At 73.6% G+C, this 20,684-nt stretch carries 17 protein-coding genes and 2 tRNA genes; 6 read left to right on the top strand and 13 right to left on the bottom strand.

Going from position 1 to position 20,684, the window contains the following annotated elements; genetic code table 11:
• The first annotated feature begins 160 nt into the window (after positions 1-160).
• Positions 161-430, top strand: a complete 270-nt coding sequence (rpsT, locus tag ACZ4MU_RS12805) for a 30S ribosomal protein S20 (RefSeq protein WP_101388267.1) — start codon at positions 161-163, stop codon at positions 428-430.
• A 622-nt stretch (positions 431-1,052) separates the two neighbouring features.
• On the opposite strand, the gene holA is transcribed toward rpsT, so the two are convergent.
• On the bottom strand, positions 1,053-2,039 hold the full coding sequence (gene holA, locus ACZ4MU_RS12810; protein ID WP_467874752.1) for a DNA polymerase III subunit delta: 987 nt from the start codon (positions 2,037-2,039) through the stop codon (positions 1,053-1,055).
• A 113-nt stretch (positions 2,040-2,152) separates the two neighbouring features.
• On the opposite strand from holA, the gene ACZ4MU_RS12815 reads away from it, so the two are divergent.
• A complete protein-coding gene (locus ACZ4MU_RS12815) occupies positions 2,153-2,401 on the top strand; it encodes a hypothetical protein (RefSeq protein WP_467874755.1) in 249 nt (82 codons plus the stop codon).
• A 188-nt stretch (positions 2,402-2,589) separates the two neighbouring features.
• On the opposite strand, the gene ACZ4MU_RS12820 is transcribed toward ACZ4MU_RS12815, so the two are convergent.
• The 5 genes from ACZ4MU_RS12820 to leuS form a co-directional block, all read right to left on the bottom strand.
• Positions 2,590-4,875 carry a ComEC/Rec2 family competence protein gene (locus tag ACZ4MU_RS12820; RefSeq protein WP_467874757.1) on the bottom strand — a complete coding sequence of 762 codons (2,286 nt, stop codon included), beginning with the start codon at positions 4,873-4,875 and terminating at the stop codon, positions 2,590-2,592.
• Positions 4,876-5,426: 551 nt separating this feature from the next.
• On the bottom strand, positions 5,427-5,918 hold the full coding sequence (locus ACZ4MU_RS12825) for a ComEA family DNA-binding protein (RefSeq protein ID WP_467874760.1): 492 nt from the start codon (positions 5,916-5,918) through the stop codon (positions 5,427-5,429).
• 695 nt (positions 5,919-6,613) lie between these two features.
• Positions 6,614-7,459 carry a DegV family protein gene (locus ACZ4MU_RS12830; protein ID WP_467874761.1) on the bottom strand — a complete coding sequence of 282 codons (846 nt, stop codon included), beginning with the start codon at positions 7,457-7,459 and terminating at the stop codon, positions 6,614-6,616.
• Between the two features lie 219 nt (positions 7,460-7,678).
• Positions 7,679-8,374 carry a hypothetical protein gene (locus ACZ4MU_RS12835; RefSeq protein ID WP_467874764.1) on the bottom strand — a complete coding sequence of 232 codons (696 nt, stop codon included), beginning with the start codon at positions 8,372-8,374 and terminating at the stop codon, positions 7,679-7,681.
• Between the two features lie 168 nt (positions 8,375-8,542).
• Entirely contained in the window at positions 8,543-11,431 is a 2,889-nt protein-coding gene (gene leuS / locus ACZ4MU_RS12840) for a leucine--tRNA ligase (RefSeq protein WP_467874766.1), read from the bottom strand.
• 416 nt (positions 11,432-11,847) lie between these two features.
• On the opposite strand from leuS, the gene ACZ4MU_RS12845 reads away from it, so the two are divergent.
• Complete coding sequence (locus ACZ4MU_RS12845) at positions 11,848-13,227, top strand: hypothetical protein (RefSeq protein ID WP_467874769.1); 1,380 nt, start codon at positions 11,848-11,850, stop codon at positions 13,225-13,227.
• Entirely contained in the window at positions 13,224-14,792 is a 1,569-nt protein-coding gene (locus ACZ4MU_RS12850; RefSeq protein WP_467874771.1) for a ferredoxin, read from the top strand. The genes ACZ4MU_RS12845 and ACZ4MU_RS12850 overlap by 4 nt, the downstream gene beginning before the upstream one ends.
• A 61-nt stretch (positions 14,793-14,853) precedes the next feature.
• Here ACZ4MU_RS12850 and ACZ4MU_RS12855 read toward each other — a convergent pair.
• Positions 14,854-14,926, bottom strand: a tRNA-Ala gene (locus ACZ4MU_RS12855).
• A gap of 117 nt (positions 14,927-15,043) precedes the next feature.
• On the opposite strand from ACZ4MU_RS12855, the gene ACZ4MU_RS12860 reads away from it, so the two are divergent.
• Complete coding sequence (locus ACZ4MU_RS12860) at positions 15,044-16,276, top strand: glycosyltransferase 87 family protein (protein ID WP_467874773.1); 1,233 nt, start codon at positions 15,044-15,046, stop codon at positions 16,274-16,276.
• Here the strand turns inward: ACZ4MU_RS12860 and ACZ4MU_RS12865 are convergent.
• From ACZ4MU_RS12865 to ACZ4MU_RS12875, 3 genes are all read right to left on the bottom strand, one after another.
• Positions 16,245-16,478, bottom strand: a complete 234-nt coding sequence (locus ACZ4MU_RS12865; protein WP_067158879.1) for a hypothetical protein — start codon at positions 16,476-16,478, stop codon at positions 16,245-16,247. The two genes, ACZ4MU_RS12860 and ACZ4MU_RS12865, sit on opposite strands and share 32 nt — an antisense overlap.
• 1 nt (position 16,479) lies before the next feature.
• Complete coding sequence (locus ACZ4MU_RS12870) at positions 16,480-16,641, bottom strand: hypothetical protein (protein ID WP_467874776.1); 162 nt, start codon at positions 16,639-16,641, stop codon at positions 16,480-16,482.
• A 72-nt stretch (positions 16,642-16,713) separates the two neighbouring features.
• Positions 16,714-18,075, bottom strand: coding sequence for an MFS transporter (locus ACZ4MU_RS12875; protein ID WP_467875503.1), 1,362 nt, complete (start codon positions 18,073-18,075; stop codon positions 16,714-16,716).
• 181 nt (positions 18,076-18,256) lie between these two features.
• On the opposite strand from ACZ4MU_RS12875, the gene ACZ4MU_RS12880 reads away from it, so the two are divergent.
• Complete coding sequence (locus ACZ4MU_RS12880) at positions 18,257-19,126, top strand: helix-turn-helix transcriptional regulator (protein WP_467874778.1); 870 nt, start codon at positions 18,257-18,259, stop codon at positions 19,124-19,126.
• 169 nt (positions 19,127-19,295) lie between these two features.
• Here the strand turns inward: ACZ4MU_RS12880 and ACZ4MU_RS12885 are convergent.
• From ACZ4MU_RS12885 to rsfS, 3 genes are all read right to left on the bottom strand, one after another.
• Positions 19,296-19,368, bottom strand: a tRNA-Ala gene (locus ACZ4MU_RS12885).
• Between the two features lie 160 nt (positions 19,369-19,528).
• Entirely contained in the window at positions 19,529-20,188 is a 660-nt protein-coding gene (locus ACZ4MU_RS12890) for a histidine phosphatase family protein (RefSeq protein ID WP_467875506.1), read from the bottom strand.
• On the bottom strand, positions 20,185-20,619 hold the full coding sequence (gene rsfS, locus ACZ4MU_RS12895; RefSeq protein WP_365108305.1) for a ribosome silencing factor: 435 nt from the start codon (positions 20,617-20,619) through the stop codon (positions 20,185-20,187). Before rsfS ends, ACZ4MU_RS12890 begins: the two co-directional genes overlap by 4 nt.
• Between the last annotated feature and the right edge of the window lie 65 nt (positions 20,620-20,684).

The raw sequence follows: 20,684 nt of genomic DNA on the forward strand, positions 1-20,684 counted from the left end.
TCGGATCGATACGTAGCCCCCATCGTCCCATGGGAACGGCACTGCGCTCGGTTTGGGCCGCCAGTCGGCCTGCTGGTAGCCTGGGCAGCTGTGCCTCGTCCGCCCTCTCAGCGGCGAGTGTCACAACCATCTGATACATCGAACCTGAAAAGGCTCTTTCGTGGCGAACATCAAGTCCCAGATCAAGCGGAACAAGACCAACGAGAAGGCGCGCCTGCGTAACAAGGCCGTCAAGTCCGAGGTCAAGACCGCGATCCGCAAGGCCCGCGAGGCTGTCCTGGCCGGCGACGTCGAGGCGGCCGACACGGCTGTCCGCACCGCCTCCAAGAAGCTGGACAAGGCCGTCAGCAAGGGTGTCATCCACAAGAACGCCGCCGCCAACAAGAAGTCGGCGCTGGCCACCAAGGTTGCCGCCCTCAAGGCTGCCTGACCCTGCCCAAGTGACCGGCCCCCGGGCCGCTCGCCTGGCCAGTCTCCAAGGCTGACCACTTGATAGACCACCGGAAGGGACCCAGCGGGCCCTCTCATCCGCTCCCTCCCCGGTACCCAGCACCACCGCCGCACGCGGCCTGCGTTCGCCACGCGGGTGCGGCGATTCTTGAAGCAGAACCCCGTTTCCGTCCGGCTGGGCGGGGGCGGGGTTTTTGTTTTTGAGGTGGGGGGTGGGGTGGCGCAGCCCCGCGAAGGGGTGCAGGGGGCGGGGTTTTGGCTTTTTTGGGGGCGGTGGCGTGGCCCCGAGGGCGGGGTGCAGGGGGCGCAGGCCCCGCGAAGGGGTGCAGGAGGCGCAGGCCCCCGCCGGGTGCAGGAGGCGCAGGCCCCCGCCGGGGTGCAGGAGGCGCAGGCCCCCGCCGGGGTGCAGGAGGCGGAGGCCCCCGCCGGGGTCCGGGGCGTGGCCCCGAGGGCGGGACGCAGGGGGCGCAGGCCTCGCGAAGGGGTGCAGGGGGCGAAGCCCCCGCCGGAGTCCGGGGCGCAGCCCCCGGGAAACCACCTTCGTCCCCCTTTCCCCCGGAGGGTTCAGGGAAGGGGCGGGGCCTAACCAAGCGGTCACCCAGTCACCCCCGAGCCCGCGCCGCCCGCGCCACAGCCACCACCGCCTTCTCCAAGGCGTACTCGGGATCATCCCCCCCACCCTTGACCCCCGCATCCGCCTCAGCCACCGCCCGCAGGGCGGACGCGACCCCATCCGGCGTCCACCCCCGCATCTGCTGCCGCACCCGGTCGATCTTCCACGGCGGCATCCCCAGCTCCCGGGCGAGATCGGCCGGCCGCCCGCCCCGCGCCGACGACAGCTTCCCGATCGCCCGCACCCCCTGAGCCAGCGCACTGGTGATCATCACCGGCGCCACCCCGGTCGACAGCGACCACCGCAACGCCTCCAGCGCCTCCGCCGCCCGGCCCTCCACCGCCCGGTCCGCGACCGTGAAGCTCGACGCCTCCGCCCGCCCGGTGTAGTAGCGCCCGACGACCGCCTCGTCGATGGTCCCCGCCACGTCCGCGCACAGCTGTGACACGGCCGAAGCGAGCTCCCGCAGATCGCTGCCGATCGAGTCGACCAGCGCCTGGCACGCCTCGGGCGTCGCCGAGCGCCCCAGCGCCCGGAACTCCGACCGCACGAACGTCAGCCGCTCCGCCGGCTTCGTCGTCTTGGGGCACGCCACCTCCCGCGCCCCCGCCTTGCGCGCCGCGTCGAGCAGCCCCTTGCCCTTGGCGCCGCCCGCGTGCAGCAGCACGAGCGTGATCTCCTCGGCAGGCGCATCGAGATACGCCTTCACATCCTTGATCGTGTCCGCCGACAGATCGTGCGCGTTCCGTACGATCACGACCTTGCGCTCAGCGAACAGCGAAGGACTGGTCAGCTCGGCCAGCGTGCCGGGCTGAAGCTGGTCGGAGGCGAGGTCGCGCACATCCGTGTCGGCGTCGGCGGCCCGCGCGGCCGCCACCACCTGCTGTACGGCGCGGTCGAGCAGCAGGTCCTCCTGGCCCACGGCGAGCGTGAGGGGAGCGAGCGGATCGTCGGTGGAATTCTTCCTGGTGGCCATCGCCCTCCAGCATCCCACGCCCCCCTGACAGCCCCCGGCCGCTCCCGGCCGACCTCCGTCTGCCCTCCCCCTCCCCTCCCCCCCCACCCCACCCCGTACTGGAGAATGTCCAGGTGAGCGATGTGACCCGACACGTACTGGTGCTGCCCGACCGCGACGCCGCCGACGAGGTGGCCGAGGAACTCCCCGCCCGCTTCGCCGTGACCGAGGAGCCCCAGCTCGTACGCGACGCCCTGGCCGGCGAGGACGACGCCGAGGACGCCCAGTGGCTGGTCGTGGTCGAGGACCCGGACCACCGCCTCGACCCGGCGGCCCTGAACGAACTGGCCGAGGAGTACGAGGGCTGGCTGGAGGCCCCGTAACAACGCCTGCCACCACCCGACGACCACGGCCCGACCCCTGCGGCTTGTGCACCCGCCCGTCTCTCCCGCCTGGGCACTCGCCCGTCCCCTCCGGCCAGGGGGCACCTCCCCTCCCGCCCTGGAGGCACCCCCGACCGCCTGGAGGTGCCCCCTGGCCGCCTCCGGCCCGGGGCACCCCGCGCCCGGCCTCATGGACCACGCCCCAGGGGCACCGCCACCAGTCCGTTCCCCGCCCCACCCCCGCTCCCCCTCCCGGTCACCGCGATGGCGCCGTCCGTGTCCGTGCGCAGTACCCGCGCCCCGGACGAGGCGAGCAGCGACACCGTGGACGGGGCCGGGTGGCCGTACGGGTTGCCCCTCCCCGCCGAGATCAGCGCCAGCCGAGGACGGATCGCCCGTAGCAGCGCGGGGTCCTGGCGGGCCGAGCCGTGGTGGGCGACCTTGAGGACATCCACGGGCGGCAGCTCCGGATGCGCCCGCAACAGAGCCTGCTGGGCGGGCGGTTCGAGGTCGCCGGGGAGCAGCAGTGTCAGTCCGCCCACCCGGACCAGCAACGTGACGCTGGCGTCGTTCGGCCCGTCCGGTGTCACCGCCGGCGGAGGCGGCGGCCACAGCGCCTGCCAGGAGAGGCCCCCCACCGCCCGCCACTCCCCCGGCTCCACCGGGACCACCGGCACCCCGGCCCCGGCGGCGGTCCTGCGGACGAACCGGGCCTGTTCGGGCGGTTCCGCGAATGTCGTCGTCTCGATCACCCCGACGGTCCGGCCTCGCAGCACCCCGGCCAGCCCCGCCACATGGTCGGCATGGAAGTGCGTGAGCAGCAGCAACGGAATCCGGGTGACCCCCAGCGTCCGGAGGCACCGGTCGGCCGGAACGGGGTCCGGCCCCGCGTCGACCACCACCGCCGTCCCCTCCCCGGCCGCCAGCACCGTGGCATCGCCCTGCCCCACGTCGCACATCGCGAACGCCCAGTCCGGCGGTGGCCAGCCGGTGACGATCCTGGTCAGCGGGGCGGGCCGCACCACGGCGAGCAGCAGGAGCACCGCGCACGCGGCCACCGGCCACGGGCGGCGCGGGAGCCGTCTGACCAGGAACACCGCCCCGACCGTGACCCCGGCGAGCAGCACTCCCCCGCCCCAGCCGCCCGGCCACCCCGATTGGGCCCCCGGCAGCGACGCCCCGGTCCGGGCGATACCGGCGATCCACTCCGTCGGCCAGCCCGCACACCGGGCCAGCAGCTCGGCGGCGGGCATCGCGACCGGCGCCACGGCCAGGGCCGCGAACCCCAGCACCGTCGCCGGGGCCACCGCCAGCTCCGCCAGCAGATTGCACGGGACGGCCACCAGACTCACCCGCGCCGCGAACACCGCCACCACGGGCGCGCACACCGCCTGCGCCGCCCCCGCCGCCGCCAGCACCTCCGCGAGCCTGCCCGGCACCCCGCGCCGCCGCAACGCCTCGCTCCATCCCTGGGCGATCGTGAGGAGCGCCCCCGTGGCGAGGACGGAGAGCAGGAACCCATAACTCCCCGCCAGCTCCGGGGCGTACAGCACCAGGACCAGTACGGCGGCGGCCAGCGCCGGGATCAGCGATCTGCGACGGCCCGTCGCGATGGCGAGCAGCGTGACGAGTCCGCAGGCCGCCGCGCGCAGCACGCTGGGCTCCGGTCGGCACACCACCACGAACGCCACGGTGACCACCCCACCGAGCAGCGCCGTCGCCCGCAGCGAGATGCCCAGGCGCGGGGCGAGGCCGCCTCGTTCGGCCAGCGAGGCACGGCTCGGCGGTCCGATCAGCAGTACCAGGACGATCACCAGGTTGCTGCCCGACACCGCCATCAGATGCGTGAGGTCGGTCACCTCGAAGGCCTCCCGCAGCTCGGGCGTGACCCGAGAGGTGTCCCCGATGACCAGCCCCGGCAGCAGCGCCCGGGCATCCGGGCTCAGCCCGTCGGCCGCCTTCCGCAACCCGCCGCGCAGCCCAGCCACCGCACGCTGCAACGCGGTTGGCTCCCCCACGACCTGCGGCGCTGCCCGCTGGGGCACCCGCACCACGGCCGCCACCCACTTGTCGTTCGGTCTCGGTGGCGCAAGTCGAGTGGACACGCGCACCCGCGTCGAGGGCAGCAGCCGCTGCCACGTCTCCGGGGCGATCACCAGAACCGGTGTCCGCACCTGGTCGGCACGGCCGTCCGGCCCGACGACCCGGGTGACCACGCCTTGGATGACCACCGACCGCCCGCCCCACGCCGCCCGCGCACGTACTGGCTTGGGGTCGGAGGCCAGGGTCAGCTCGACGGTGGCGTGCGCGTACTGCCGGGCAAGCTCCGGGACCGGCCCCCGGCGTGCCTCGGCGACGTGCAGCGCGCTCGCGGTGGCCCCGGCCGCCGCGCACAGAAGTACGGCGGCGACAGCGACCCGGTTCGCCCACCAGGGGCCGGCCCTGGCGCTGGTGGCGGGTTCGGGAGTGGCCACAGGGCCGCGAGCCCCGGTCCCGCTCCCGGTCCCGCTCCCGGTCCCGCTTCCGGTTTCGGTTCCGATCCCGCCTCCGCTTGCCCTTCCGGTTCCGGTTCCGGTGAGCGCATCGTCGCTTCCGGCACGGGCACCACGGTTCCGGGCCCAGAATCCGGCGCCGATAAGCGCATCGCTGTCGCCATGGGCAACTCGGTCTCGGGCCCAGGACGCCGCCTCGGCAAGGGCATCGCCGCTGTCAGCGCCTCCGGTCTCGGCGGCGCGGCCCTCCCCACTGCCCCGGCCGGCGCCACCGGCCCGGTCGGCGCCACCGGCCCGGCCACCCTCAACCTCTCTCCCCCGGCGCCGAATCGTCGGCCCCAGCAGCGCCCCCGCCCCCACCAGCAGCGTCAGAATTCCCCACGCCGCCCACTCCCCAGGGACGTGGAGCGCAAGGGCGGCAGCAGCCCAGGCACCGAGCGCGGGCGCGACCAGACGCAGATCCGGCGGGCCTTCCTGACGGGGGTTCGCGGCGCCCAGGGCGCTGTCCGACTCCGCATGGACCACTTGGCGGTTCATGGCCGCACCAAGGGGCGCAGATCCTCGAACCGGCGGTCACCGATCCCCTTGACCTCCCGCAGCTCGTCGACGGACCGGAAGCCGCCGTGCTGGGCGCGGTAGTCCACGATGTGCTGCGCGAGCACGGGCCCCACCCCGGGCAATGCGTCCAGTTGCTCCACCGTGGCGGAGCCCAGGCTGACCGGCGTCCCGGCGACCGCCCCGGCGCTCCCGCCACTGCCCGCCACCGGCGGAGCCCCGCCGGTGACCGCGCCCGGCACCCCCACCACCACCTGCTCGCCGTCCATGAGCAGCCGCGCCCGGTTGAGCCCCGTGACATCCACACCGTCCCGGACCCCGCCCGCCGCAGCCAGCGCGTCGGCGACGCGGGACCCCGAAGGCAGTCGGCGGATCCCCGGGCTCCGCACCTTGCCGCTGACGTCGACGATGATCCCGGCGCCCGGGGACGGCGCAGGCGTCCCGCTCACCCCGGTCCCGGTCATCGCCATCGGGCCGGGCGTGGGCCCCGGCCCGGACCCGGGCGTCCGGGCGGAGGGCGCCACGCCGGAAGGCACCACCCCGGAAGGCACCGGACCCGTCACCCTCTCCGGCACTCGCACGGGCTCGGGCCGTCCCGCCCAGAAGTGGTGCACGGCGAACCCCACGGCCACGACCAGCACCACACTCAGGGCGGCCAGGCTTCTCGGCGTGAGCCCGCACCGCGCCTGCACCCACACGGGCAGCCGCTCCCGCAGAGCCGCCCAGGCTCGTTCCCTTACGCGGGAGAAACCCGAATGCGGAACCGCGGTTGGCGGGGGCGGGACGGGTTCAGGGGGCAGGTAGGAGGGCGGCGGCGAGAGCGCGCGTCCGGGTGGTGCGGCGGCAGCCGCGACCGGAGCGGGCGGATCTGTCGGCGGGGCCGCCGGGAGCAGCGCCTCCGCCCGCCGCCGCGCGGCCGCTCCGGCAGAGGCACGGACCTGGGCGCCGCGCGGGCGACGACCGTGACCATGGCGGGCACGGCCGTCCGAACCCGAAGCGCGGCCCGGCCCGCTCGTTGCGATGCGTGGTGATCGGATAGCCATGCCACGACGGTAGGCAGCTCGGGCCGACCCCGCTGATCACGCCCAATTCCCGTGGAAAACCCGCCGGTTGTGGATAACTCCATCACCCTCAGGGGTGACTCCTCCCGACCGCAACCGCACTCTCAACGCGGCGAGACCACAACCCCCAGCAGCCCCGGCCCCGTGTGCGCGCCGATCACCGCGCCGACCTCGCTGACGTGAAGGTCCGCGAGGCCCGGCACCCGTTCCCTCAACCGGTCCGCGAGCACCGCCGCTCGCTCCGGCGCGGCGAGGTGGTGCACGGCGATGTCCACCCCGCTCGCCCCCGCCCGGTCGACGACGATCTCCTCCAGCCGGGCGATGGCCCGCGAGGCGGTGCGCACCTTCTCCAGCATCTCGATGCGTCCGCCGTCGAGTTGGAGCAGCGGCTTGACCGCGAGCGCCGAGCCGAGGAGCGCCTGCGCCGCCCCGATGCGGCCGCCCCGGCGCAGATAGTCCAGCGTGTCCACGTAGAAGAAGGCGGAGGTGCCCGCCGCGCGCTTCTCGGCCGCGGCCACCGCCTCGTCGAGGGTGCCTGACGCCTCGGCCACCTCGGCGGCAGCGAGCGCGCAGAAGCCGAGGGCCATCGCGACCATCCCGGTGTCCACCACCCGTACCGGTACGGCCGCGTCCTTGGCCGCCAGTACGGCCGCGTCGTAGGTGCCCGAGAACTCGGCCGAGAGGTGCAGGGACACGATCCCGGTGGCCCCGGCCTCGGCCGCGGCCCGGTAGGCGGCGGCGAAGACGTCGGGGCTGGGCCGCGAAGTGGTCACGGAGCGGCGCTTCTGCAGGGCCAGGGCGAGGGAGCGGGCCGAGATCTCGGTGCCCTCCTCCAGCGCCTGGTTGCCCAGGACGACGGTCAGCGGCACCGCGGTGATGCCGTGCCGGTCCATCGTCTGCGGCGGCAGGTAGGCCGTTGAATCAGTGACGATCGCGACATGGCGGGACATGAGCGGGAGGTTACCCGCCGGGGCCGCCGCACGGCAGCCCGGCCCCGGTTCAATGATCGGTTCGGACCCGCCTTGACCGGTTCGGACCTGCGCACGCGCCGGGCGACGGGCCGTTCGGGGCGCCCGCACCCCGCTCGCACGCTCCACTCCGCGCGCCCCGGGCCGGACCCGGCCCCGTTCCACGCCCCGTACTCATACCCCTGCCGCCGTACCGTGCGGTCAGGTGGTCGTCTCCGGTCTGGCCGTCTTCTGCCACGGATACACGGGCGTGGGCTTCGCCGCACCGATCGCCTGCGGGGCCTCGGCAGGTGAGGACGAGGGGGCCGGGGCCGGTCCGGCCGGTTCGCCGAAGGCGCCCGTGGTCGGCCCCTTGGTGGCCCAGTCCCGCAACGCCCCCGACTCGACCTCGATCTCCGCGCTCAGCGCGGCCAGGTCGTCCTCGGCGAACTGCCGGGCCCGGTCGCGGGCCGCCCAGCGCAGCGAGTCCGCCGCGTGCGTGATCCGCTCCGTGCGCTCGCGCAGCTCGGGCATCCGCGTGGCCACGCGCTGCTTGTCGGGCTCACGCTCCAGGCGCTTGAGCTCGTCGTCCAGCTCGTGCCCATGGCCGCTCAGGCGCTCGAAGAGGCTCAGCGACTCCTTGAGGGACGCGTCCTGCTCCACGCCCGCGTGGAGCGCGTCCTGGGTGGCCCGCATCGAGGTGCGCAGGGAGAGCCTCAGCTGGGCGAGCTCGCCGCCCACGCCGACCTGGCCGACGCTCTTGGCCCGGAGCGTGGTGTCCTCGACCGCCTTGCGGGCCTGGGTGACCGTACGCTCCACGCCCCGCTTGGCGGCGCCGACCGCCTTCACCGTCAGGTACGCGCCCAGCACGACGAAGGCCACGAACAGCAGAGCCATGATCGCGATCGCGGCTTCCATGAACGTCCCCTCGTCGGCGGTCGGCCTGCCTTCGCCGGCGCACTCCGCCGGCTCCCTCCCACCGTAAACGGACCGGGCGGGTCGGGGGTTCCCCGGCAACCCCCAACCTGCCCGTAGGGGAAACCCCCGGTACCGCTCGGCCGGTCAGGCACTCGGTCCTTCAGCCGGTCACGCGGGGACGATGTTCACCAGCTTCGGTGCCCGCACGATGACCTTGCGGATCCCGGCGCCGCCCAGCGCCGCGACGACCGCCTCGTCGGCCAGGGCCAGCTTCTCCAGCTCCTCGTCGGAGATGCTCGGCGGGATCTCCAGGCGCGCCTTGACCTTGCCCTTGACCTGCACGACGCAGGTCACGGTCTCGTCGACCACGTAGGCGGGGTCCGCGACCGGGAAGTCCTGGTGAACGACCGAGTCCTGGTGGCCCAGCTTGCGCCACAGCTCCTCGGCGATGTGCGGGGCCAGCGGCGCCACCAGCAGCACCAGCGACTCGGCGACCGGGCGCGGCAGCGGGCCGCCCGCCTTGGTCAGGTGGTTGTTCAGCTCGGTGATCTTGGCGATGGCGGTGTTGAAGCGCATCTCCGCCAGGTCGCCGCCGGCGCCGTCAATGGCCTTGTGCAGGGCGCGCAGGGTCGCCTCGTCCGGCTCCGCGTCGGTGACGGTGACCTCACCGGTCGTCTCGTCGACGATGTTGCGCCACAGCCGCTGCAGCAGGCGGTACTGACCGACCACCGCGCGCGTGTCCCACGGGCGCGAGACGTCCAGCGGGCCCATCGCCATCTCGTACAGGCGCAGGGTGTCCGCGCCGTACTCGGCGCAGATCTCGTCCGGAGTGACCGCGTTCCTCAGGGACTTGCCCATCTTGCCCAGCTCGCGCTTGACCGGCTCGCCCTCGAAGAAGAACTTCCCGTCGCGCTCCTCGACCTCGGCGGCCGGCACCGGGAAGCCACGGGCGTCCCGGTAGACGTACGCCTGGATCATGCCCTGGTTGTACAGCTTGTGGAACGGCTCGGCGGACGAGACGTGTCCCAGGTCGAACAGGACCTTGGACCAGAAACGCGCGTACAGCAGGTGCAGCACGGCGTGCTCGGCGCCGCCCACGTACAGGTCGACCCCGCCGTGCGGCCGGCTCTCGCGCGGACCCATCCAGTACTGCTCGATCTGCGGGTCGACCAGCTTCTCGCTGTTGTGCGGATCCAGGTAGCGCAGCTCGTACCAGCAGGAACCGGCCCAGTTGGGCATGGTGTTGGTCTCGCGGCGGTACGGGCGCGGGCCGCGGCCGTCGCCCAGGTCCAGGGTGACGTTCACCCAGTCCTCGTTGCGCGACAGCGGGGTCTCCGGCGAGGTGTCGGCGTCGTCCGGGTCGAACGTGCGCGGCGAGTAGTCCTCGACCTCGGGCAGCTCCAGCGGCAGCATCGACTCGGGCAGCGCGTGGGCGACGCCGTCCTCGTCGTAGACGATCGGGAAGGGCTCGCCCCAGTAGCGCTGGCGGCTGAACAGCCAGTCGCGCAGCCGGAAGTTGACGGTGCCCTCGCCGATGCCGCGCTCGGCCAGCCAGTCGGTGATCTTCGCCTTGGCCTCGGTGACACCCAGGCCGTCCAGGGAGATCTCCGCGTTGGCGGAGTTGACCAGCTTGGCGTCGTACGACGCGAAAGCCTCGTCCCAGGTGGCGGCGTCGGTGCCGCGGCCGTCCGAGGGCTCGACGACACAGCGCATCGGCAGCTCGAAGGCGCGCGCGAAGGCGAAGTCGCGGGTGTCGTGCGCCGGAACGGCCATGATCGCGCCGGTGCCGTAGCCCATCAGGACGTAGTCCGCGACGAAGACGGGGACCTTGTCGCCGCTGACCGGGTTGACCGCGTACGCGCCGGTGAAGACGCCGGTCTTCTCCTTGGCGTCGGCCTGGCGCTCCACGTCGGACTTGGAAGCGGCGAACGCGCGGTACTTGGCGACGGCTTCGGCGGGGGTGGCGTGGCCGCCGGTCCACACCTCGTGGGTGCCCTCGGGCCAGGCGGCCGGGACGATCGCGTCGACCAGCTCGTGCTCGGGCGCCAGCACCATGTAGGTGGCGCCGAACAGGGTGTCCTGGCGGGTGGTGAAGACGGTGATGGCGTCGGCGTCGCCGGTGGCGGTGTCGACGGCGAAGTCCACGCGCGCGCCCTCGGAGCGGCCGATCCAGTTGCGCTGCTGCAGCTTGATGGCCTCGGGCCAGTCCAGCGCGTCCAGGTCGTCCAGCAGGCGGTCCGCGTAGGCGGTGATGCGCATGTTCCACTGGCGCAGCTTGGCCTTGAAGACGGGGAAGTTGCCGCGCTCGGAGCGGCCGTCGGCGGTGACCTCCTCGTTGGCCAGGACGGTGCCCAGGCCCGGGCACCAGTTGACCGGCGCGTCCGAGGCGTACGCCAGGCGGTAGCCGCCCAGGACGTCGGAGCGCTCGGCGGGGCTCAGCTCGCTCCACGCGCGCGTACCGGGAGCCTGCCGCTCGCCGCTCTCGAACTGGGCGACCAGCTCGGAGATCGGACGGGCTTTCTTCGCCTCGGTGTCGTACCAGGAGTTGAAGATCTGGACGAAGATCCACTGCGTCCACTTGTAGTAGTCCGGGTCGATCGTCGCGAAGGAGCGGCGCCGGTCGTGGCCCAGGCCCAGGCGGCGCAGCTGCGCCTTCATGTTCTCCATGTTGGCCTCGGTGGACACGCGCGGATGCGTGCCGGTCTGCACCGCGTACTGCTCGGCGGGCAGGCCGAAGGCGTCGAAGCCCAGCGTGTGCAGCACGTTGTGGCCGGTCATGCGCTGGTGACGGGCGAAGACGTCCGTGGCGATGTAGCCCAGCGGGTGGCCGACGTGCAGTCCCGCGCCCGAGGGGTACGGGAACATGTCCATGATGAACTTCTTGGGCCGGGCGGTGACCGCCGGGTCCCCGGCCAGGTCACCGCTGGGGTTCGGCGCCGCGTAGGTGCCGTGGGCGTCCCAGAAGTCCTGCCAGCGTGCCTCGATGTCGGCGGCCATGGCGGCCGTGTAGCGGTGCGGCGCCACCGGCTCTGCGGCAGCGGAATTCGTCTCGCTCATGATCCTTAAAGCTCCATCGATCGTCTCTGCCAGCGGCTGCGACATTCACCAAACGAAAAAGCCCCTCGCACAGGAGGGGACGCCGCGCCGATTCCGACCGGCTCTTCTCATCGGTCGGGACTGATCAGCGCGGCTCGCTAAGCAGAAGGCGTACGGCACGCATGGCGTCAGGGTACCGCAGGCCCCGCACGGCCCGCACTGAGCGTTCACGAGGCGCCCCAACGAGCGCGGCCGGAAGAGGTTACTCCGCGTACCGACCTCTTCTGGGGCAACCACTCAAACGCCGTACTGCTTGGTATGAGGCGACCTAGCATGCGGCCACGGGACCACTTTGCTGAACGTTTCGGAGTCGCCCCATGAACCCTCACAGTCCCCGCTCCACCCCGACACTGAAAATCCCGTCCCTGAAAGGACGGGTGAAAGGAGGGACGTCCGGCGCGGTGCTCATCGCCTCGGCGGTGCTCATACCGGTGCTGGCCGCCGCGACCGGCGGCGGTTTCCGTGCCGCGCTGGACTTCACCACCGGCGTGCTCTCGCTGGTCTGCCTGACCTCCTCGGTCGTCTGGGGCCTGCTCGCCACCGACCGGCTGCTGATGACGACGCGCCACCGGCTCGTCGCCCAGGCCGTGCACCGCGCGACCGCGGTGTCCTCGATCGGCTTCCTTCTGGTGCACATCACCGTCAAGATCGCGGTCGGTCATGTGGGCCTGCTCGGCGCCCTGGTCCCCTTCGGGCTCGGTGTGACCGGCTCCGACGGACTGATCGGCCTCGGCTCCCTCGCCGCGGTCCTCATGGTCGTCACGGCCGCCACCGGCGCCCTGCGCAGCGCCTTCGCCCACCCCGACCGGGTGGCGGGCCACTGGCGCTCGGTGCACATGCTGGCCTATCCGGCCTGGTGCTTCGCGCTGGTCCACGGCCTGTACGCGGGCCGTCAGGCGGCCGGCTGGGTCGTCACGCTCTACAGCCTGTCGCTGGCCGGTGTGGCCGGCGCCCTCGTGGTGCGCTCGCTGCCGCGTCCGGCGCGCCGCCGTCTCATGCGGTGGCTGGCGCCGCTCCTCGCGCGCGTGGAGGCAGGCCAGGCGATCGCCCCGGACGCCTCCACGCCCCAGCCGCACCCGGCCGATCCCGCCTCCCCCCGCTACGAGGCGCCCGCGCCGCATCCGTATCCGGCGGACGCGTTCGCGACCGACCGCTTCACCGCCGAGCGCGACCCGGCCGACCCGCTCACGGCCGATCCGTACGGCGGCCAGGAGCTCCGCGGGACCGGCCGGCGCCGTGCCGTGCCCGCCGCGGCGCCCGCGCCCGGCATCTCGGCCGCCTACCGGGCGGTCTCCCTGGCCCCCGCGCCGCCCTCGTACGCCCCGAGCTGGCCGACGCCCACCCCGCGTCCGCCGGAGAACATGCCGCTCCAGGAGAACGGCTTCACGGACCTCGGCGGCGGCCCGGCAGAGGGCGGCTCGGGAGGCGTCGGCCTGTCCGGGACGACGTACACCGGCCCGGCCCCCGGCACGACGGACTACGACTCCACTGCCTACGGCCCGACGGCCTACGACTCCATGGCCCACGACTCCGCCGCTTACGGCGCCGCGCCGCACGGCGGGGCGGATCCCGGCGGCTTCGAGGAGACCGCGCCGCTGCCCACCGTCCCCTACGAAGACAACGGCGCCGCCTTCGGTGCTCCGGGGCCGTTCCCCGGACCGGCCGCGCCGCAGCCCGGAACCTCCCCCCAGTCCAGCCCGTTCCACCAGCCCGTCGCCGGTGAGCCCTGGCACAGCCCCGCAGGAGACCGCCCGTGAACGCGCCACTGCCCGACGTCCCCGAGGTGCGGGTCGTCGGACTCCCGCAACTGACCGCGGGGTTCGACCTCGTCGAGCGGCTCGGCCTCGACATGCACCTGAAGGTGCACGGCCCGCTGGAGCCGGTCCCCGGCGAGCAGCTGGCCCAGCTCGCCGAGGAGATCTCGCTCAACGGGCGCGGCGGCGCCGGGTTCCCGTTCGCCCGCAAGCTGCGGGCAGTCGCCAAGTCCGCGATCCGGCGGGGCGTGCGTCCGGTCGTGGTGGTCAACGCGAGCGAAGGAGAGCCCGCCTGCCGCAAGGACACCGTCCTGGTGAACCGCGCCCCCCATCTGGTCCTGGACGGCGCTCTGCTGGCCGCTGAGGCCCTCGGAGCCCGCACTCTGGTCGTCGCCGTCACCCGGGACTCCACGGAGGCCTCGATCCGCGCCGCCCTCGCCGAGCGGGGGCTGGCGGACCGGCGCGGAACCGCGCTCCGCGCGCGCGTGGTGCGCACTCCGGAGCGGATGGTCTCCGGCGAGGCCTCGTCCGTGATCCGGGCGGCGGGCGGCGGTCCCGCGCTGCCGCCGGGACGCAAGGTGCGTGCCTCGGACACCGGCATCGGCGGCGCGCCGACACTGCTGTCCAACGCCGAGACGTACGCGCAGCTCGCCGTGGCCGCCCGGGTGGGACCACGCCGCTACAGCCACTCGGGGCTGCCCACCGAGCCCGGCACGGTCCTGCTGACGATCTCCGGGGCGGTGGCCCGGCCGATGGTGGTGGAGGTGCCGACGGGTGTGCCGCTGCGGTACGTGCTCCAGCTGGCCGGGGCGCCGCCGGTGCCGCAGGGCGTGCTCACCGGCGGTTACCACGGCAGCTGGCTGGACGCGGCCGCCGCGCACGACGCGGTCATCTCGCGGGACTCGCTGGCGGCGCTGGGCGGCGCGCTGGGGGCGGGCGCGATCCTGCCGATCGGGCCGGAGACGTGTCCGCTGGGCGAGGCACTGCGGATCGCCAACTGGCTGGCGGCCGAGACGTCGGGCCAGTGCGGCCCGTGCCGGCTCGGTCTGCCGGCCGCCGCGGGCGGTCTGGCGGACGTGCTCAACGGCGGCGGCCCGGCCGCCCTGGAGGCGTTGCGCGAGGTCACGGGCGCGGTCAAGGGGCGCGGCGCCTGCAAGCACCCGGACGGCTCGGCCCGCTTCCTGGCGTCCACCGTCAACGCCTTCACCGACGACCTGGCGGCACACGTCCTGGGCGGCGGCTGCGGCCGTCCGACGCTGGGGGTGCTGCCGCTGCCGGGCGACGGCTACCAGGAGGAGGGCATCCCCAGCGGCGAGAAGGTGCTGGTCGACTGGACGCTGTGCGAGGGGCACGGCCTGTGCGCGGACCTCATTCCGGAGCTGATCCGACTGGGCGCCGACGGCTACCCGGCGGTGGCGGACGCGACCGTCCCGATGCATCTGCGGGGGCGCGCGCAGCGAGCGGTGCGCCGGTGCCCCGCGCTGGCGCTGCGGATCGAGGGGGCGCCCGCCGAGCTGCCCGCGCTGGCGGCTCCGGCCCGCAAGGCCCTGGGCAGCGGCCGCGGTTGACCCGCTGAGCCGTAACGGCGAGAAGGCGGCCACCCGGATCGGGTGGCCGCCTTCTTCACTGTGGAGCTAAGGAGAATTGAACTCCTGACCTCCTGCATGCCATGCAGGCGCTCTACCAACTGAGCTATAGCCCCTTGCTGTGTTCGCCGCCCGGTTTCCCCCGGCGACATCGAGAACATTACACGGTCCCCCCGGCACTCCACCAAATCGATTGCCGTTCTGTACGGACAGGGCCGGTAACGTCCCCTTTCGTGACCGTGAACGTGCTCGCGCACACCGCCGCCCGTCTCACCCCCGTCCGCCGCCCCGTGGCGCTCGCCGCGGCGGTCTGCCTGCTCTCCTTCGGCGCCTTCTGGGCCGCCCAGCGGGCCGCCGGGGTCTCGATGATCGACCTGATGGTCTACCGGGCGGAGGGCGGGGCCGTACGCGCCGGGTCGGACCTGTACGCGCTGCGGGCCACGCGCGCGGGGCTGCCCACCACCTATCCGCCCTTCGCCGCGCTGCTGTTCACGCCGCTGACGCTGCTGGGCGTGCCGGAGATGCGCGCGCTCGCCACCGCGGCGAACCTCGCCCTCCTTGTCGCGCTCGCCCATCTGTCGCTGCGGCTGGTGGGACGGCAGCGGCCCGGCGCGGCGCTGTGGGTGGCGGCGCTGACGGTGTGGTGCGAGCCGGTGTGGACGACGCTGCGCTACGGCCAGATCAATCTGCTGCTGGCGGTCGCCGTCCTGTGGGACCTGACCCGGCGCTCCGGCCACCGGGGGGCGGGCGTCGGGATCGGCCTGGCGGCCGCGGTGAAGCTCACTCCCGCCCTGTTCGCGCTGTTCCTGCTGCTCACCGGTCTCGTACGCGCGCGTGGAGCGGGCTGGAACCCGTGGCTGCGCCAGGCGGCGACGGCGCTGGCGGTGTTCGCCGGGGCGACGCTGGCCACCGCTCTGGTGCTGCCCGCCGACTCGCGCCGCTTCTGGACGTCCACGGTGTTCCAGGCAAGCCGGGTCGGCCACGCCGAGGACACCGCCAACCAGTCCCTGCGCGGGGTGCTGGCCCGGCTGCTGCACACCGCGGAGCCGGGAGCCTGCTGGGCCGCCGCCGCGGCCCTCACGGCGGTGCTGGGGCTGGGCGCGGCGGTACGGGCGGAGCTGCGCGAGCGGCGGGCGGGGGCGGTCATGTGCTGCGCGGCCACGGCCCTCCTGGTGAGCCCGGTCTCCTGGTCGCACCACTGGGTGTGGTGCGTGCCGGGGCTCGTGGCCCTCGGTGCCCACCGCACCGGCGGCGCCGTCGCCGCGCTGGTCTTCGGCTCGTACGCCCTGTGGTGGGTGCCGCACGGGGCGGGCCGCCCCGAACTGGCGCAGCACGGCTGGCAGATGGCGCTCTCGGCGCTCTATCCGCTGGCCGGGGCGGTGTGCGTGGCGGCGGTGGCGCTCGGGGCGGGCCGGGCCGGCGGTGGCGTCGGGCTCAGGCCGTGGCGAAGGAGTAGAACCTCTTGAGGGTGCAGTGCGCCTCCAGGAGGCGGCCGTAGATCGGCTCCCCCTCCAGCTCCCGGTAGGTCTCGATGGGGTCGCCTTTTATGATCAGCGCCCGCGCGCACTCCTCGCACCAGTACTGGTAGTCGGCGTTGACCGGCTCCATGTCCCGGACGATGGGCGTACCACTGCCGCACCAGTCGCACTTCCGCCTGTGTGCACCCATCTCAGCTCCAGCTGTGGCCGCAGGCCGTGCACACGTAGGAGAGGCTTCCGCGCCCGACGAGCGGGCGCGCGACACGGGAGGAACCGCGGGAAGGGCGGCTGGTCCGGGTCGCCGTCCGCGCCGCACCGGACAGGTCCGGGACGTCGTCGCGGCTCGCAGGCATCGCGGTCTCCCTCCCGTTCGGTCCGTCGTCCCCCTCCGGCCGTCACGATTCTGCCATGGCCGCGCAAGAGGGTCAGCGACGTCGTGATACGAGACCCGTCAGCGCTCCCACCAGTGCCGCCGCGGAGAGCGCCAGGGAGCATGCCCACAGCGCGCCCCCGGAGGTGTGCGCCCCCGTCGTGAGCCGGTTCAGGAAGAGCGTGCCGAAGGCCGCGACGCCGATCAGCTGGCCGAGCTGGTTCACGGTGGCGAGCAGCCCGCTGGCGTCCGAGGCGTCCTCGGGCCGCACCCCGGCGAGCGCGCCCGCGAAGGTGGGGCTGAAAGCGAGCGCCAGACCGGCGCCCACGCCCGCGTACGTGACGTAGACGACGAGCCCGCCCGTGCCGCCGCCTCGCTGGAGGGCGCCGGTGGCCAGCGTGGAGACCGCGGTCAGCGCGAACCCGCCCGGCACCAGGGCCCGTTGCAGGCGTGCGGGCCAGCGCCGCCAGGTCAGCCCGACCGTGCCGAAGACCACGGCGGTCGGCGCGAAGGTCAGTCCCGCGCGCAGCGCGCTGTAGCCGAGGCCGCCCTGGATGTGCAGGGTGAGGGTGAACAAGAAGCCCGCGTTGACGGCCATCACCACGACGATCCGCAGGACCGCGAGCCCCATGCCGGGCAGGCGCAGCACCCTGGGCGCGATCAGGGGGACGCCGCCGCGCCGGGCCAGGCGCGACTCGTAGGCCCAGAAGGCGGCGAAGAGCAGCACGCTGGAGCCCAGCGACAGCCAGGCCCACAGCGGCCAGTCCTCCTCCTGGCCGAGCACCAGCGGCACCGTGAGCAGGCAGACACTGGCGCCGAGCAGGACAAGGCCCGGCAGGTCGAGGTCGCGCACCCAGCGGGCGGCGCCGCGGTGCTGGTGCCGCTCCCGGGGCAGCCGGCGCACGCCGAGGACCAGCAGGATCAGCCCGAGGGGCACGTTGACCAGGAACACCGGCCGCCAGCTGGTGCCGAAGAGGTCGGCGCTGACCAGGACGCCGCCGACCACCTGTCCGGCGGCGGCGCCGGTGGCGAGCACGGCGGAGTACACCCCGAGGGCGCGCGTGCGTGCCTCTCCGGTGAAGTTGCGCTGGATGAGGCTGAGCACCTGCGGGATCATCAGCGCCGACCCGGCGCCCTGCACCAGCCGGAAGGCGATCAGCTGGCCGGCCGTCCCGGCCAGACCGCAGGCGAGGGAGGCGGCCGTGAAGACGGCGAGGCCCGTCAGATAGAGCCGGCGGTGCCCGAGCAGGTCGCCCAGCCGCGCGCCGGTGATCAGCAGCACCGCGTAGGCGATGGTGTAACCGGCGACGACCAGCTGCAACGCGGCGCCGGACGCGTGCAGTTCGGTGCGGATGGTGGGGGCGGCGACGTTGACGATGAAGACGTCGAGGAGCGCCATGAACTGCGCCGCGAGCACGATGGCGAGCAGCAGCGAAGGCCGGTTGTCAGTGGCACGGTCTTTACTGAGTAGGGGACTTGGGCCCGGACGGAGTGCGGTGGTCATGGCAGCCAGCCTGACCGTGCTCGGATACGGGTAACGAGAGCCCGCTGATGCTGGTACTGACAGCACCTGGCAGCGGCGGGCGACGGGATCGACCATGGGGGACGTGACGACAGTGGCCGCACCGAACGGACGCCGCAGACCGGAACTCGCCGCCTTCCTGCGCAGCAGACGCGCGCGGGTCACACCGGCGGACGTCGGCATGCCCCCGGGCCTGCGAAGGCGCACCCCGGGGCTGCGCCGCGAGGAGGTCGCCCAGCTCTCCGGAGTGGGCGTGACCTGGTACACCTGGCTGGAGCAGGGGCGCCCGATCAACGCCTCGCCGCAGGTCCTCGACGCGGTGGCGCGCACCCTGCGCCTGGACGAGCCGGAGCGCGCGCACCTCTACCACCTGGCGGACGTCCCCTGCGAGCCGGACCGGGAGGCCCCGGTGATGGAGGTGGGCCCCGAGATCCAGGGGATCATCGACGCCTTGGACCCGCATCCGGCGGTGGTCTACAACGGGCGCTACGACATCCTGGCGACCAATCCCGCCTACCGGGACCTGTTCGACATCCCGGAGATCCGCTCGCTGGGCATGCGCAACGTCCTGTGGACGCTGTTCACCGTGCCGGAGCCCAGCTGTCCGGTCCTCTTCCGGGAGAAGGAGCTGCCGGTGATGGTGGCGACCCTGCGCTCGGAGTACGGCCGCCATGCCGGGGAGCCCGCCTGGGAGTCGTTCATCGCCAGGCTCTCCGAGGCCAGCCCCTACTTCGCGCGGCTGTGGAAGACCGGCGACGTGGTGCCGCCGGGCCCGAGGGTGAAGACCTTCCGGCATCCGGCGGTCGGGGAGATACGGATGACGTCGGTGTCGCTGTCCATCAACGGCATGCCGGAGTGCCGAATCGTGACATACACACCGAACGACGAGGAGAGTGGCGCGCGCACGGCGGCGCTGCGGGACATGCGGGAGAAGATCTGGGCGTGAGGCGGCCGCCCGGGCACGGGGCTGGGCGGCCGCCTCACACCCGGGGGCACCCGGACGGGCCCGGGGGGCGTGCGGAGGGGGTGCCCGGGGCGGGGCGAACGGGGGCTGCGGGCCCCGGAAACGCGAAATCCCGCCCGGTCGAACCGACCGGACGGGATTTCCGTACCTGTGGAGCTAAGGAGAATTGAACTCCTGACCTCCTGCATGCCATGCAGGCGCTCTACCAACTGAGCTATAGCCCCGCTGTTCGCTCTGTTTCCCGCGCTCCCGCGCCGCGAACAAGAAGAACTTTAGCCTGTGACCTGCCGGAAAGTGAAATCCGGTGGTCGCACCTCTCCCGGCGGGCACCCGGCGCGCCCGGCGGCGGCCCGCTGGCCGCCGCGGCGCGCCCGGCCCCGGCCCTCAGTCGTCGTCGCCGAAGACCGGCTCGGGGAGCGTGCCGGCGTTGTGCTCCAGCAGGCGCCAGCCGCGCGCGCCCTCGCCCAGGACGGACCAGCAGCAGTTGGAGAGCCCGCCCAGGCCCTCCCAGTGGTGCGACTCCAGGCCGAGGAGACGGCCGATGGTCGTACGGATCGTCCCGCCGTGGCTGACCACCACCAGGGTGCCGTCGTCGGGCAGCTTGTCGGCATGCGCGAGCACCACCGGGGCGGCCCGGTCGGCCACCTCGGTCTCCAGCTCGCCCCCGCCCCGGCGCACTGGCTCGCCGCGCTTCCACGCCGCGTACTGCTCGCCGTAGCGCTGGACGATCTCCTCGTGGGTCAGGCCCTGCCAGGCGCCCGCGTACGTCTCCCGCAGGGCGGCGTCGTGGGTCACCGCAAGCCCGCAGACCACGGCCAGCTCCTGGGCGGTCGCCGCGGCCCGCTGAAGGTCGGAGGCGATGATCGCGTCCGGCTTCAGGGCCGCCAGCAGGCGCGCCGCGCGGCGCGCCTGGCCGAGACCGGCCTCGGTCAGCTCGATGTCCGTGGAGCCCTGGAAGCGGCGCTCCAGGTTCCAGGCGGTCTGGCCGTGCCGCCACAGGACGACGCGGCGGCCCCGGCCCGGTTTCGTGTCGCTGCCGTTCAGCTCAGCTCACCGTCCTCCGTCCCACCGTGCAGCTGGGCGTGCTCGGCGGCCTTGCCGCGGGTCTTCAGGGCGTCCTCGGGAAGCGGCAGCTCGGGGCAGTCCTTCCAGAGCCGCTCCAGAGCGTAGAAGACGCGCTCCTCGCTGTGCTGGACGTGCACGACGATGTCCACGTAGTCGAGCAGGATCCAGCGGGCGTCGCGGTCGCCCTCCCGGCGCACCGGCTTGGCGCCGAGCTCCTTGTTCAGACGCTCCTCGACCTCCTCCGCGATCGACTTGACCTGGCGGTCGTTGGGGGCGGAGGCGAGCAGGAAGGCGTCGGTGATCGACAGCACGTCGCTGACGTCGTACGCGATGATGTCGTGCGCGAGCCGGTCGGCGGCCGCCTGGGCGGCGGCGGTGATGAGCTCGATGGAACGGTCCGTGGCGGTCACAAGCTGGCTTTCGTCGGCGGTCAGATCGATTCAGATCGTTCTCCAGGGTCTCACGGACCGCCGAC

Source organism: Streptomyces sp. NPDC026377 (assembly GCF_055567715.1).